Genomic DNA, 13,009 nt, shown 5'->3' on the forward strand with positions numbered 1-13,009 from the left:
CAGCAGTGCAGCGCGTATTGCCGTCGACCGGCTGGCGGCGACAGCAACACGCCAAGCATTCCACCGGTGCCGCACCCGGAGACCTTCGGTACCGCCAGCCGCATTACCGCCGCCAAACCGCTGTCGATGCTGTGGCTTCCCAAAGGCGTCATCGATCACGCGACGGCCTGGGTCAAGCGACAGCCTGCTGCTCGAGGCGCACTCCCTGCGCCAGCGTCACCGCCGGCTCCAGCAATCCCCAGGCTTCCAGCTGCTCCACCGCCCGGCTGATTCCGTCCTCCTCACCGATGCGCTGCCCCAGCGCGCGTGCCGCCGCGCGCATGCCCGGCGCGCTGGCCTGGCCGATGGCATCGGCCAGGGTCTCCGGCTGCAATCCGGCCCGTGCCAGCGCCGGCGGCGCGACGCCGCGTTGGGCCAGGCAATGCGCCCAGAACGGCTGGTCGTAGCCAAACGGCAGCACCACCGACGGAATCCCCGCCGCCAGCGCCGCACCGGTGGTGCCGGCACCACCGTGATGCACCGCCACCGCCACCCGCGGGAACAGCCAATCGTGCGGTGCCTGCTCCAGATGAAAAAAGCGCCCTGCGTCGTCGGCAGCGTCGTCCCCGGCCGCCAGCCCGCCCCAGCCGCTGGCCAGCAGCGCGCGTTGACCGGTCAGACGCACTGCCGCCTTGACGGTGGCGGTGAGCTGCGCGGCATCGCTGCTGATCATGCTGCCGAAACCGATATACAGCGGCGGCGGGCCGGCCTGCAGAAACGCCTGCAGCGCGGCCGGTGGCTGCCACTGCGGCTGCGGCAACGGCCAGAAACCGCTGACCTGGGCGCTGGCCGGCCAGTCCGGCGGACGTGGGCACAGATGCGCGCTGTAGCCGTACAGCACGCGCAGCCCGCTGCGATCGGGACCGCCCCACGGATACGCCGGCAACCCCAATGCCGGTCGCACGATATCGTTGAGCACCGGCCGCATCAGCTGCCATCCGGCAAAGCGCACCACCTGCTGCAGCGCCACGCTGACCAACCCGGGCAAACGCACATGCGGCATCACCATCAGCGGCAGGTGGCGCGAAGCGGTGAGCGGCTGCAGCTGCGTGAACACCACCGGCAGCCCATACGCCTGACCCAGGCTGTGCGCCAGGAAACTCGCACTGCCCACGCCGAGGACCAAGCCGGCCTCGGCACAGGCCGCGCGACCCTGCGCGGCCCAGTCGGGCGCCCACTCCAGCAATTGCGCGCGCAAGGTGCCCCAGATGCCGCGCCAGCCACCGCGCATCTCGGCGACATCGGGATGGTCCTGCAGCAGTTTCTGGTGGTCGCCGCTGAGCGGGAAGAACTCCAGCCCGTTGGCGCGGATCAGCGCTTCGAAGTTGGCGCTGGTCAGCACCCGCACCGGGTAACCGCGCTGCTGCAAGCCACGGCCCAGCGCGATGATCGGGCGCACATCGCCATGCGTGCCCAGGGTGGCGATCAGCACCGGCCGCGGGCGCCGCGCGTTGAAGGAAGACTCAGGCATATTCGGCCACCCCGTCGCTGGCGGTGGCGATGCTGCCGTCGCGTTGTGTGGCCTTCGCATTCGCCGTGGCTGCGTGCAGCAGTGCGCCGAGCGTGGCCGAATGCGTGGACGACAGCATCGAATGGTGGTCGCTGTCCAATGCGTGCAGGTGCAGGTTGCGCACGTACGGGCGCCAGGCCTGCGGCCGGTAATCCACCCACAGCGTATCGTCGCCGCCGGCGCTCATGCGCACGCTGGCTTCGACGAACAGCACATCCTGGTCCAGCGGCCTGGGGCGATGGCGCCGCGCCAGCTGCAGGTGGTGCTGGGTCAGGCCCCCCATGTCGTCCAGTAACGTGGGACGCTGTTCGAGCAGCTGGCGCACCGCGGGCAGCGCGTTCAACCCGTAGTGATCGCACAGCAGGCTGGCCAGTTCGGTCACCGTGGTCGGCATCGGCTGGTCGGGTGCCAGGTGCAGGCCCAGCGCATGCACCGAGGCACGCACGTTTTCCGATTCCGGCAGCGACGCGGCCTGCTCCAGGTGCGGGTAGCTGTCGAGCATCGCCAGCAGTTCGACTTCTTCGCCCAGCGCATGCAGTTCGGCGGTGATGGCATGGGCGATCAAGCCGCCCAGCGACCAGCCAATCAACCGGTACGGCCCCTGCGGCTGCACCGTGCGCAGCCGCGCCAGATAGTCGCGCGCGATCGCCTCGATGCTTTCCGGGCGATGCTGCGGGTCGCTCAAGCCCGGCGACTGCAGGGCATATACCGGCCACTGCGGATCGAGCTGGCCGAGCAAGGTGAGATACGACCAGCCCAGACCGACCACCGGGTGGATGCAGAACAGCGGCGTCGTGCCCGGGCTGCCGGCACGCAGCGGCAACAGCACGCCGAGCGGGTCGTTGGGGATCTGCGCCTTGCGCGTGATCACCTCGGCCAGGCCGGCAATGGTCGGCGCATGGAACAGGCTGCCCAACGGCAGCTCGACACCGAACGCCTGCGGGAAACGTGCGGCCATTTCCGCCGCGCGCAGCGAGTCGCCACCGAGCTCGAAGAAGTTGTCTTCCACTCCCACCACTGCAATGCCCAGCACGTCCTGCAGCATCGCCGCCAGCTGGTGTTCGAGCGCATTGCGCGGCGCCACATGCGCGCGCTGTGGCAACGCACCCGGCGACGGCAAGGCGCGGCGATCCAGCTTGCCATTGGGTGTCAGCGGCAGTGCCTGCAACGGCATCCACAAGGTGGGAATCATCGACGCCGGCAGGCGCTGCTGCAGATGCGCACGCAACAGCTCGGCCGATGGCGTTGCGCCCTGCTTGCCCACCACATAGGCCAGCAGCTGCAGCGCAGCGTGGTCGCCATCGCGATGACCGACCACTACCACCTGCGCCACCTGCGGATGCAGCAGCAAGGCGTTTTCGATTTCGGCCGGCTCCACGCGATGGCCACGGATCTTCAGTTGCGCGTCTGCGCGTCCGATGAATTCCAGCATGCCGTCGCGGCGCTGACGCACGCGGTCGCCGGTGCGGTACATGTTGCTGCCGTCGTCGGCGAACGGGTCGCGCACAAAGCGCTCGCTGGTCAGCTGGCGCTTGCCGCGATAGCCCTTGGCCACGCCCGCACCGCCGATGTACAACTCGCCGATCGCGCCGGTCGGCAGCGGTTGCCGCTGCGCATCCAGCACATAGACACGCGTATTGAGCAGCGGCCGGCCGATCGGCGGAGCGGCGGCGTCGGTCAGCTGCAACGGCATGATGGTCGACCAGATCGTGGTTTCAGTCGGCCCATACAACTGGGTCAGGCGCCCGACCCGGCTCAGCAACTGGGTGGCCAGTTCCGGCACCAGGGCTTCACCGCCGACCAGGGCGTGGATACGGTCCAGCGCCAGATCCTGGTTGGCCAGCAGGATGCGCCACAGCGACGGGGTGGCCTGCACCACGCTGATCTGTTCCTGCGCGATCAGCCGCGACAGGCTGCGCGGATCGTGGGTGATGCCGGCCGCTGCGACGACCACGCGCGCGCCCACCAGCAACGGCAGATACAACTCCAGCCCGGCGATATCGAAGGTGATGGTGGTGACCGCCAGCACGCGGTCGCGCGGACGCAACGCAAGCTCATGCGCCATCGCATGCAGGAAATTGAACAGGTTGCGATGGCTGATTTCCACGCCCTTGGGCGCGCCGGTCGAACCGGAGGTGTACAGCAGGTAGGCGGTTCCGTCCGGCGTGGCCAGCGGCGCGATCGCCGCCGGCAACACCGCCGGGCGCGGATCCAGCCAGACCATGCCACCGAGCAGATAGCGCTCGCACAACGCCGGCTCGCAGACCAGTGCGATGGCGCCGGAATCATCGAGCATCTGCCGGTTGCGTGCGGCCGGGCTTTCCGGATCCAGCGGCAGATACGCCGCCCCGCTCCACATCACCGCCAGCAGGGCCACCAACAAGTGCTCGCTGCGCGGCAACGCGATGGCCACCACATCGCCGGGGCGGACGCCATCGGCCACCCATTGCGCGGCGATGCGCGAGGCCAGCTCGCACAGCGTGACGTAGTCCAGGCTGCGGTTGTCGTACTGCACCACCACTGCCGCCGGCATCAGCTCGGCACGCTGCAGCATGCCGTGCAGCAGCGTGGCCGGTTCCGGCAGCGCTGCGGCGGTGGCGTTCCAGGTCTGCAACAGCCGGCGGCGTTCCGCATCGCCCAGCACATCGATCCGGCCCAGCGCGCATGCCGGGTCGGCCAGTACCGCATCGGCCAGATGGGTCAGGCGGCGGCAATGGTCGGCCAGTTCGTCGCTGTCGTACAACGCCGGATTGGCATCCAGATCGAAGCGCAACGCGGCACCGTCGCCGCGCTCGTAGCAGAAGATGGTCAGATCGTCGGCCGGGCCGTTGGAGAGGTTATGCGGCATCGCATGGGCCTGGCCAAAGCGCAGTGCGTAGTCGAAGGCTTCGATGTTCACTGCCAGGCGTGCGAACTTCTGATCGATCCCGAACATGCCCAGGTCACGGCGCACGTCCTCGAAGCGGTATTGCTGGTGGCGCAGCGCATGCCGGACCACCGAGGACACCTGCGCGAACAAGGCATGCACCGGCTGCTGCGGGTCCATTTTCAGGCGCAGCGAAATCACGTTGGCCACCAGGCCTGCAGCCTGCCGGTAGCGCGCATTGATGCGGCCGGTCACCGGCATGGCCAGCACCAGGTCCTCGGCGCCGGTGCAGCGGTAGTAATAGGCGGCAATCAACGAAATCAGCATCTGCGGCAGGCTGGCGCCGTAGTCCTTGCCCAGTGCGCGCAGACGCACCACCTGCTGCGGCGAGAACTGCCCGGTGCCACGCAACAGCCCGGTCGACAGCTGACTGCCCGGACGTGCCAGGGTGGCCGGCGGCGGCAGATCGGCCAGCTGCTGCATCCAGTAACTGCGGTCGCGCTGGAAACGATCGGAGTCGCGATACTGTTGCTCCAGTTCGATCAGCGACAGCGCGCTGCCGTATTGCGCAGGCTCCGGCTCGCGGTTTTCCGCGTAGGCGTTATACAGCACCGCCATGCGCTGCATCATGATCGAGGCGCAATAGCCATCCATCACCAGATGACTGACGCATTGCACCCACAGGTGGTGATCCTCGCCCAGGCGGAACACCGCGCAATGCCATAACGGCCCGTTCTGCAGGTCTTCCGGCTTGCGGATTTCTTCGTCGACCCAGTGCTCGGCCGCATGGCGCGGGGACGCATCCTCGCTGACGTCGAAGTATGGAATCGCGGCGGTGTAGTCGGGCAGCACCACCTGATGCGGCACGCCGTCGTGCTCGACGATGCAGAGCCGCAGCGTGTCGAATTCGCACGTCAGCTGCATGCTGGCGCGGATCAGCAGCTGCGGATCGAGCGGGCCGACCATTTCCAGGGCTTCGGACAACATCAAGGTGTTGCCGGTGTGCAACTTGCTGGCGACCCACAGGCCGCGTTGCGCCTTGGTCAATGGAAACACGGAGGGGGCTTTGGCGTGCATTGCGTGCATTCCTTCTCTGTTTGGCGCGCAGTCGGCCGACGCGCCCTGACAGCACAGCAGTCAGTGGGACGCCGATCAGCACCTGGCCTTTAAAAAACCGCGGAGTAGACAACACCATCGACCGCCAATGGACATCGGCGATACGCGATGGGAGACGCATGATGAAAACGCACAACGAAGCGTAACGCAGCATCGATACAACGATGTGCAGCTGTTTGTTTTAGGGCACTTGCTTCCCGGCAAGTTAATAAACACTAACAATTAGCCAACATCTTGAACCGTGCAAAAATCACGCTTCTGGCGTCATCCGAAAATATTTTTTTCTGAAGTGTGATTCCAACGGGCGTTCTGGATGCAGGTGTCGCGTGCGAGGTCGACGACCCGTGCAACGGGCCGGAAGCAGGCGCGACAGACACCGCATCAGTGCCGAAAAAATGGCGGACCAGCAGGAATTCCACGCATCAATCTGCAGGAATGTCCGTAATGAACAAGACCACTTTCTGCAGTGCCGTTGCTATAAATGGCGACCGACAAAATCACTGCAACAGGCAGGAGAACCGCTGCTGGAAATGCTGCTTGCGCTTGCAGGCTCACCCGCTGCTCGCCCGGCTGTCATATGCCTGCGACACCTGGCGCCTTGCTGCGAGCAACACCGGTGGGTCGCGGTCGCACCGGCGTGCACGGCGGAACGTGTAGCGGTGCGAAGGCGCTGGGCGTGGCGTTGCCTGCGATCGTCGGCAGCGCCTGCCGGGGCGGCCACGCATTGCCTGTACAGCTCGCTCTGCAATGCAAGCACCGGCCAGCGCAGGTTCGCCGGTTCCGCCGCTGCGCCGGCGTGTGCGTACTCTACGAGCAGGCGCGGCGGAGCCATGGAGGCTGTCGATGCAGCACATCGATCGCCGCGGTGTTCGCAAACCCGATGCATCCGGGTACCGGCCGTACCCGCCTGGCGACTGCGCAGGCAGCCATGGACAGACCCGATGCGCTCGCATCGGAATCGACTGCGCCGCGGCACTGGCCGCAGCGCAGTACCGGGCCTCAGCCCAGCGGCTCGTCGGACAGATAGGTGTAACCGGTCAGCCCGGCTTCCAGTGCGTCGTGCAATTCCTGCGCGCGCTGCGGCGACAGCTGGGCGGCGGCGATGCGCTCGGCATAGGTCGCACGCAACGTGTCCAGCTGATAGCCCACGTAGTCCAGCATCACATCGGTGGTATCGCCGCGACGCTGCTGCGCGATGCGATAGCCGTCGCCGTCCACGGCCACTTCCACCGCATCGGTATCGCCGAACAGGTTATGGATGTCGCCGAGGATTTCCTGGTAGGCGCCAACCAGGAAGAAGCCGATGCGATAACTCTCGCCCGGATTCAACGTGTGCAGCGGCATCGAGCTGTCCAGGCTTTCGTTCTCGACGTAGGTCTTGACCATGCCGTCGGAATCGCAGGTCATGTCGGCGATGATGCCGCGCCGCTGCGGCGCTTCGTTCAAGCGCTCGATCGGCACGATCGGGAACACCTGATCGATCGCCCACACATCCGGAATCGACTCGAACACGCTGAAGTTGACGAAGTATTTGTCGACCAGCCGCTCGTTGAGCTCGTCCAGCACCGGGCGATGGCTTTTCTCGTCGAAGCTCAGGCGTGCACGCACGCCGTGGGCGATGGCATAGAACAGGTCGTCGATGCGTGCGCGGTGGGTCAGGTCGATCTGGCCCAGTGCATACGCACTCAAACCTTCGGCATGGAAGTGCTGCGCCTCCTGGAACAATTCCACCGCCGGGCGTACATCGAGCTCGTCATGGATCTCGCGCAGGTGGCGGATCGCCGCCGGTTCGTCGTCGTGCGCGTCCGGCACGCGGCCTTCCGGCGCCTGCTCCACTTCGGACACGTTGGCGATCAGCACCGCGTGGTGGGCGGTCATTGCGCGGCCGCATTCGGTGACGATGCGCGGCGGGGTCAGGCCGTGCTCTTCGCAGGCGCTGGCCAGCGGCTGCACGATGTTGCTGGCGTAGGAATGCAGGCCGTAGTTGATCGAGCAATAGCTGCGCGAGCGCGTGCCTTCGTAATCGATGCCCAGGCCGCCGCCGACGTCCACATGGCTGATCTTCGCGCCCAGCCGCGACAGTTCGACGAAGTAGCGTGTGGCCTCGCGCATGCCGTTGGCGATGTCGCGCACGTTGGAGATCTGCGAGCCCATGTGGAAATGCAGCAGGTTCAGGCTGTCGGCGTACTCGGTGTCGCGCAGCGTCTTCCACAGGTCCAGCACCTGACGCGGCGACAGCCCGAACTTGGCCTTGTCGCCACCGCTGTTCTGCCACTTGCCCGCGCCAAGCGAGGCCAGCCGCATGCGCACGCCCAGACCCGGCTTGACGTCCAGCGCGCGCGCCTCTTCCAGCACCAGCTTCAGCTCGGAGGGCTTTTCGATGACGATGAAGGTCTGCAGGCCGAGCTTGCGGCCGATCAGCGCCAGGCGGATGTATTCGCGGTCCTTATAACCGTTGCAGACGATCAGTCCGCCCGGACGCGACAGCGCCAGCACCGCCATCAGCTCCGGCTTGCTGCCCGCTTCCAGGCCGAAGCCCTCGCCGTGGTGGCTGGCCAGCGTGCCGGCCACGCCGCGGTGCTGGTTGACCTTGATCGGGTACACCGCGGTATAGCCGCCGGCGTAGTCCCATTCGGACTGCGCCTGCGCGAATGCCGCCTGCAGCTTGCCCAGGCGCTGGCCCAGGATGTCGGGGAAACGCACCAGCAGCGGCAGCTTGGCGCCGGCCGCGCGCGCGGCATCCACCACCTCGGGCAAGGACACCGACGGACCGTCGCTGGTCGGCGTGACCACCACATGTCCGGCATCGTTCACGTCGAAATACCCGTCGGCCCAATGCGGGATCGAATAGGTCTTGCGGGCTTGGTCGAGGGACCAATCGCTCATTTCGCTGACTCGGCTGGGGCAAAAAGGGCGTGAAGTGTAACGCCTGGCACGCGCAGGGTCCGTTACAATCCGCGCCGACTTCACGCCCCGCTCCTGGTCGGAACGGGGCCGAGCAAGGGTCAGCCGCCACGCAGTCCGACTGCATGAGGCTGCGCCCGACCCGCATCCGGCGCCACGCGCCACCTTCTCCCGCCGGGAGAAGGAACAGCCCGCTTCTTCCAGAATTAGGACGTCCGCATGAGCACCAACGACAACTGGTACATCGAACACTTCCAGCCGACCGGCTCGGCGATCGGCTTCCGCGTCAGCGGCAAGCTGGACGAGGTGCAGTCCCCGTTCCAGAAGATCGAGATCTACCAGACCACCGACTGGGGCAAGCTGATGCTGATCGACGGCGCGGTGATGCTGACCAGCCGCGACAATTTCTTCTACCACGAGATGATCAGCCACCCGGCGCTGTTCACCCATCCCGCGCCCAAGCGCGTGGTGATCATCGGCGGCGGCGACTGCGGCACCCTGCGCGAGGTGCTCAAGCACCCGGGCGTGGAAAGCGCCACCCAGTGCGATATCGACGAGCAGGTCACCCGCATGTCGGAGAAGTACTTCCCCGAGCTGTGCGACTCCAACCACGACGCGCGCGCCGAGCTGCTGTTCGACGACGGCGTGGCCTACATGGCCAACTGCCCGGCCGGCAGCGTGGACATCGTGATCGTCGACTCCACCGATCCGGTCGGCCCGGCCGAAGGCCTGTTCAACAAGGCCTTCTACGAGAGCTGCTTCAAGGCACTGAGGGACGACGGCATCCTGGTGCAGCAGTCCGAGTCGCCGCTGGCGCTGCTGGCGCTGATCCAGGAAATGCGCACCGAAATGGGCAAGGCCGGCTTCCAGTCGTTCAAGACCCTGCCGTTCCCGCAGCCGTGCTACCCCACCGGCTGGTGGAGCGTGACCATGGCCAGCAAGCAGGCCAACGCCGATTTCGCCTTCCGCCAGGACGCTGCGCAGGCCAAGGGCTTCGAGACGCTGTATTACACCGCGCACCTGCATACCGGCGTGCTGGTCGCACCGCCGTTCGTGGCCAAGGCGCTGGGCGAGTAAGACTGCCAGCGGCACCAAGGTGAACGCTCGTCAGATGGGCATGGCAGGCGGAGCAGCCGCCATGTCCATGCGGCAAACAGCGAAGCGGCAAGCGAAGCTGCGTCCGCCCGCCTGACGACCACGTGCCGGTCTTGACTGCCGTAGCTTGGCACCCCACGACCGGCGTAGCGGTCTGCGCGCCGGCTGCGGCAAGCGCAGAGCACGCAGAGCGCCGCTTGAAGTGACTTGCCGAACCCACGCATGCACCGCTTGGCGCGGCCGGTGCTCGGAATCGGTATGCACCACGCTTTACGCTCCGGTTCTGGGCGCACCGTCCGCACGGCTTACGATTGCTCGCTAGGTTTCGTCAGGCATTCCTGGGTCCGCGCAATCCCCGCCAGCTGACGGCTACGTGCTGTATCTGCCAGCAGCCTTACAGCCGTGCCAATACCTCGGCCTTTTTGGCATCGAATTCTTCCTGCGTGACCAAACCCGCATCCAATAGCTGCTTGAGCTTGCTCAGCACCTGCATCGGATCATCGGTGACGGCCACCGCGATCGGCGGGGCCGACGGCACCGTACCCGGCGCCGCAGGAGCGTGCACCACCACACCGCCGGCAGAGGCGCGCAACTTGTCGAATTCCAGCTGCTGGCGTTTTTCGTAGGCCGATTCTTCCACCTGCTGCGCATAGGCATACACGCGACGCGCCTGCTTTTTTGGCAGGCTATCGATGGATGCATACGCACCCTGCGTGGTGCGGCACATGATGGTGGCCCCGAGCATCTGTTCGCTCATGTGCACATCGAGCACCTCGCGCCAGGGGAAATCGCGAAACGTCATGCCGAACAGTTTCGGGGAGACCACGATGAACCTGCGGTTGGTCAGCACCACCGCGTCCGGCGACAGGTTCATCACCATCTTCTTCTGCACGGCGATGTACTCGACCTGCTCGTCCCGTGTCAGCAACTCGTTCACCTTGGGCAGGATCTTGCCCACGGCTACCGGGTCCTGTTCGTCTGTCAAAAACTGCGCTACTGCGTCCATCTGCCCTCACCAACGGCTGAGCCAATGCGTTGACCGTGACACTACAACAACCCGCGTGGATGTCCGTGCAACACCAATGACCGTATGCGGCGCGTCTTCAAGGTGCGGCCTCAACAAAAACTGCCGTCTGCCAAGTCGCTTTTGAAAAACATCCGACGCGGAAGGGCGGACGCCACCGCCCGCCCTTCCTGGATCATGCGCTTACATCAGAAGCGGACTTCGAGTGCCGCGTTCAGTACATCGGCACGATTGATGGTGGTGTCTTCGGCGTAGTCATCGTAATCGTTGGCGTAAATGTAGTTGGTGTACATCGCGCTCACACTCGCGTGCTTGCCGAGATCGACGCCCAGGCCGAGGCTAGCGTAGCCACCGTAGATTTCATCACTCATTTCTGCGACCTCCGCATACCATGAGCCAATACGCACCACAGCAAACAGTGGAGTGTCACCAAAATTGAAGCGGGCCGTACCGCCGATGCCGACAAACTTCACTGCTGGAATAAACACATCGTCGGTCGAGTCTCCGCGGTCCAGGCGCCCAACCGACCCCTCGAGCCCGATCAACGTCACCGAGCCGGCACGCCAGCGATAGCCGGCGCTGAGGCCAAGCATGTCCTGCTTGTAGCCACTGAACACCTCGCCCCTCCCCCGCTGCACGCTAATAAACGCGCCGCTGTCGATCCGCGATTGCTCGGTGTGCTCACTGCCCGCTGCCTGGACTGATGCTGCTGCGTAAGCCGGCGCCTGTGGCGCATCTACCGCAGACGTCTGCGCCGTGACGGTGGCAAATCCGCCGGTCTGGTCGACCACACTCGCGCTTCCGCTTCCGCCGACGGCCGTGGGCGCGCCGCCGCTGCCGGCTTGCGACGGACGCGACGGCGGCGCTGCCGGCGCAGGGACCCCCTGCGTACCGGCCTGCGATTGCTTTTGCTGCTGCCGGTAGCTGTCCCAGCCGCGCGACAACGATTGCGCCGAGGCCTGTGCCGTGACGCCAAGCGCCGTGCAGGCCAACAGCAGTGTTGCAGTCCTTTTCATCGCATTCCCCATGAGTGGTCCTCCATCGTTCCCGCATCCGTGCGCGCGCAGGCGAACCCGACGGCGTCTGGAAGTGGCGCAGTTGCCGTCATCTCTTCGGGAGCGTCCCCGCATCACCGCAGTGCCCAAGGCACCGGTCGTGGCACACCGACGTGGATGTGCGCGACGCGCGCGTGATGCAGCCCCCTGACCGCAGCGCGCACAGTGTCTGGAGTCTCATTGACTGTCAAGAAGCGGCGGGACGCATGTCCGATCGCACGCAGCCGCGGTTGGCTTCGACATGTTCCGCCCCCCGCCGATCCACCGCGAGCTGATCGCCAGCTTCCATTCCGGTCGGGAGAGATCGCGCCGCGGCCGTGGTGCCGCGTGCGGCCGCCCACCGCGGCGGCACAGCGCTCCCGCATGGCCTCTGCCCCGGTAATTTTGCAAGGCCCGAGCGTTCCAACCATCTGAATTGAAAGGCTGTTCCATGTCCGGAACATTTCATTTGTTAAACAAATGTAATTTCAGTACTCGTAAGTTCTAAAATTGCGTGATCCCGATCCATCGTGATCCCCATGGACCTGCGTCCCGCGTGACACCTCCGCGCCGCCAGGGTCTGGAGAACTGTCATGCATTACCAACCGCTGGCTGTGTCCAGCCTGCAGGTCGTCACTCCCGTTCTGCTCAAGCAGGGCACGCGGCTGCTTGAGCCCGACGTCTACCGCACCCATCTGGACGGGCAGCTGGCCGTGGTCAAGGACTACGGCCGGTATCGCCGCACGCTGCTGGCACCGATCGCACGGCTGATGGTGCGGCACGAGGCCAAGATGCTGGCCCGCCTGCACGGCTGGCGGCATGCGCCGGCCCTGCTCGGCACGCTGGGCGGGTTGGCGCTGGGCATGGAGTTCATTCCGGGCGACACGCTCAGCGCCAGTGCGGTGGTGGGCCAGGAAGTCTTTCAACAGTTGCAGCAGGCGCTGCGTCGCCTGCATGCCTTCGGCATCACCCATAACGATCTGCACGGCACCAACGTGGTGGTCAGTGCCGGGGTGCCGGTGTTGATCGATTTCACCTCGGCCTGGCGCTTCCCGCGCTGGTTGCAGCGCGGCACGCTGGCCCGTCAGCTGCAGCGTGGCGATGTGGCCAATTTCCACAAGATGCGCCAGCGCCTGGCCGGGATCGCACCGACTGCCGACGAGGCCGCGCGCAGCGCCGAACCGCGCTGGGTGGGCGCCATTCGCAGCGGCTGGAAGCGGTTGTATCGGCGCCTGAAGCGCGATGCGCAGCCAACCAGTGCCGACTGAAGCGCGCCGACCGGCGCGCCGCCGAGGTAGCGGGCGCCGGGCAGGCTGCCTGGCCGATGAGGCGCAGTCGCGCCATGCATCCAGCACCAGCGCGTGGGAACGACGCATAGCGATCTGCGTGCCGCCTGCTGGTCCGGCGAAGCGGGCACGCGC

At 66.0% G+C, this 13,009-nt stretch carries 7 protein-coding genes; 2 read left to right on the plus strand and 5 right to left on the minus strand.

Features of this window, described 5'->3' with window-relative positions:
- Positions 1 to 172 precede the first annotated feature (172 nt).
- The 3 genes from C0541_RS19125 to speA all read right to left on the minus strand — a co-directional run bounded on the left by C0541_RS19125 (position 173) and on the right by speA (position 8,417).
- On the minus strand, positions 173 to 1,510 hold the full coding sequence (locus C0541_RS19125) for a glycosyltransferase (RefSeq protein WP_115050974.1): 1,338 nt from the start codon (positions 1,508 to 1,510) through the stop codon (positions 173 to 175).
- A complete protein-coding gene (locus C0541_RS19130) occupies positions 1,503 to 5,492 on the minus strand; it encodes a non-ribosomal peptide synthetase (RefSeq protein ID WP_115050975.1) in 3,990 nt (1,329 codons plus the stop codon). Before C0541_RS19130 ends, C0541_RS19125 begins: the two co-directional genes overlap by 8 nt.
- 1,038 nt (positions 5,493 to 6,530) lie before the next feature.
- Complete coding sequence (gene speA / locus C0541_RS19135; RefSeq protein WP_115050976.1) at positions 6,531 to 8,417, minus strand: arginine decarboxylase; 1,887 nt, start codon at positions 8,415 to 8,417, stop codon at positions 6,531 to 6,533.
- Positions 8,418 to 8,654: 237 nt separating this feature from the next.
- On the opposite strand from speA, the gene speE reads away from it, so the two are divergent.
- Positions 8,655 to 9,512, plus strand: a complete 858-nt coding sequence (speE, locus tag C0541_RS19140; protein WP_115050977.1) for a polyamine aminopropyltransferase — start codon at positions 8,655 to 8,657, stop codon at positions 9,510 to 9,512.
- A gap of 412 nt (positions 9,513 to 9,924) precedes the next feature.
- Here speE and C0541_RS19145 read toward each other — a convergent pair whose 3' ends face one another.
- Both C0541_RS19145 and C0541_RS19150 read right to left on the minus strand, forming a co-directional pair.
- Positions 9,925 to 10,536, minus strand: a complete 612-nt coding sequence (locus C0541_RS19145) for a PH domain-containing protein (protein WP_115050978.1) — start codon at positions 10,534 to 10,536, stop codon at positions 9,925 to 9,927.
- 206 nt (positions 10,537 to 10,742) lie between these two features.
- On the minus strand, positions 10,743 to 11,570 hold the full coding sequence (locus C0541_RS19150; protein WP_115051166.1) for a hypothetical protein: 828 nt from the start codon (positions 11,568 to 11,570) through the stop codon (positions 10,743 to 10,745).
- A 611-nt stretch (positions 11,571 to 12,181) separates the two neighbouring features.
- Between C0541_RS19150 and C0541_RS19155 the strand changes: the two genes are divergently transcribed.
- Entirely contained in the window at positions 12,182 to 12,856 is a 675-nt protein-coding gene (locus C0541_RS19155) for an RIO1 family regulatory kinase/ATPase (RefSeq protein ID WP_161960160.1), read from the plus strand.
- Positions 12,857 to 13,009: the final 153 nt, after the last annotated feature.

The organism is Xanthomonas arboricola, from assembly GCF_003353015.1.
In the GTDB taxonomy this organism is placed as follows: Bacteria; Pseudomonadota; Gammaproteobacteria; order Xanthomonadales; family Xanthomonadaceae; genus Xanthomonas; species Xanthomonas arboricola_E.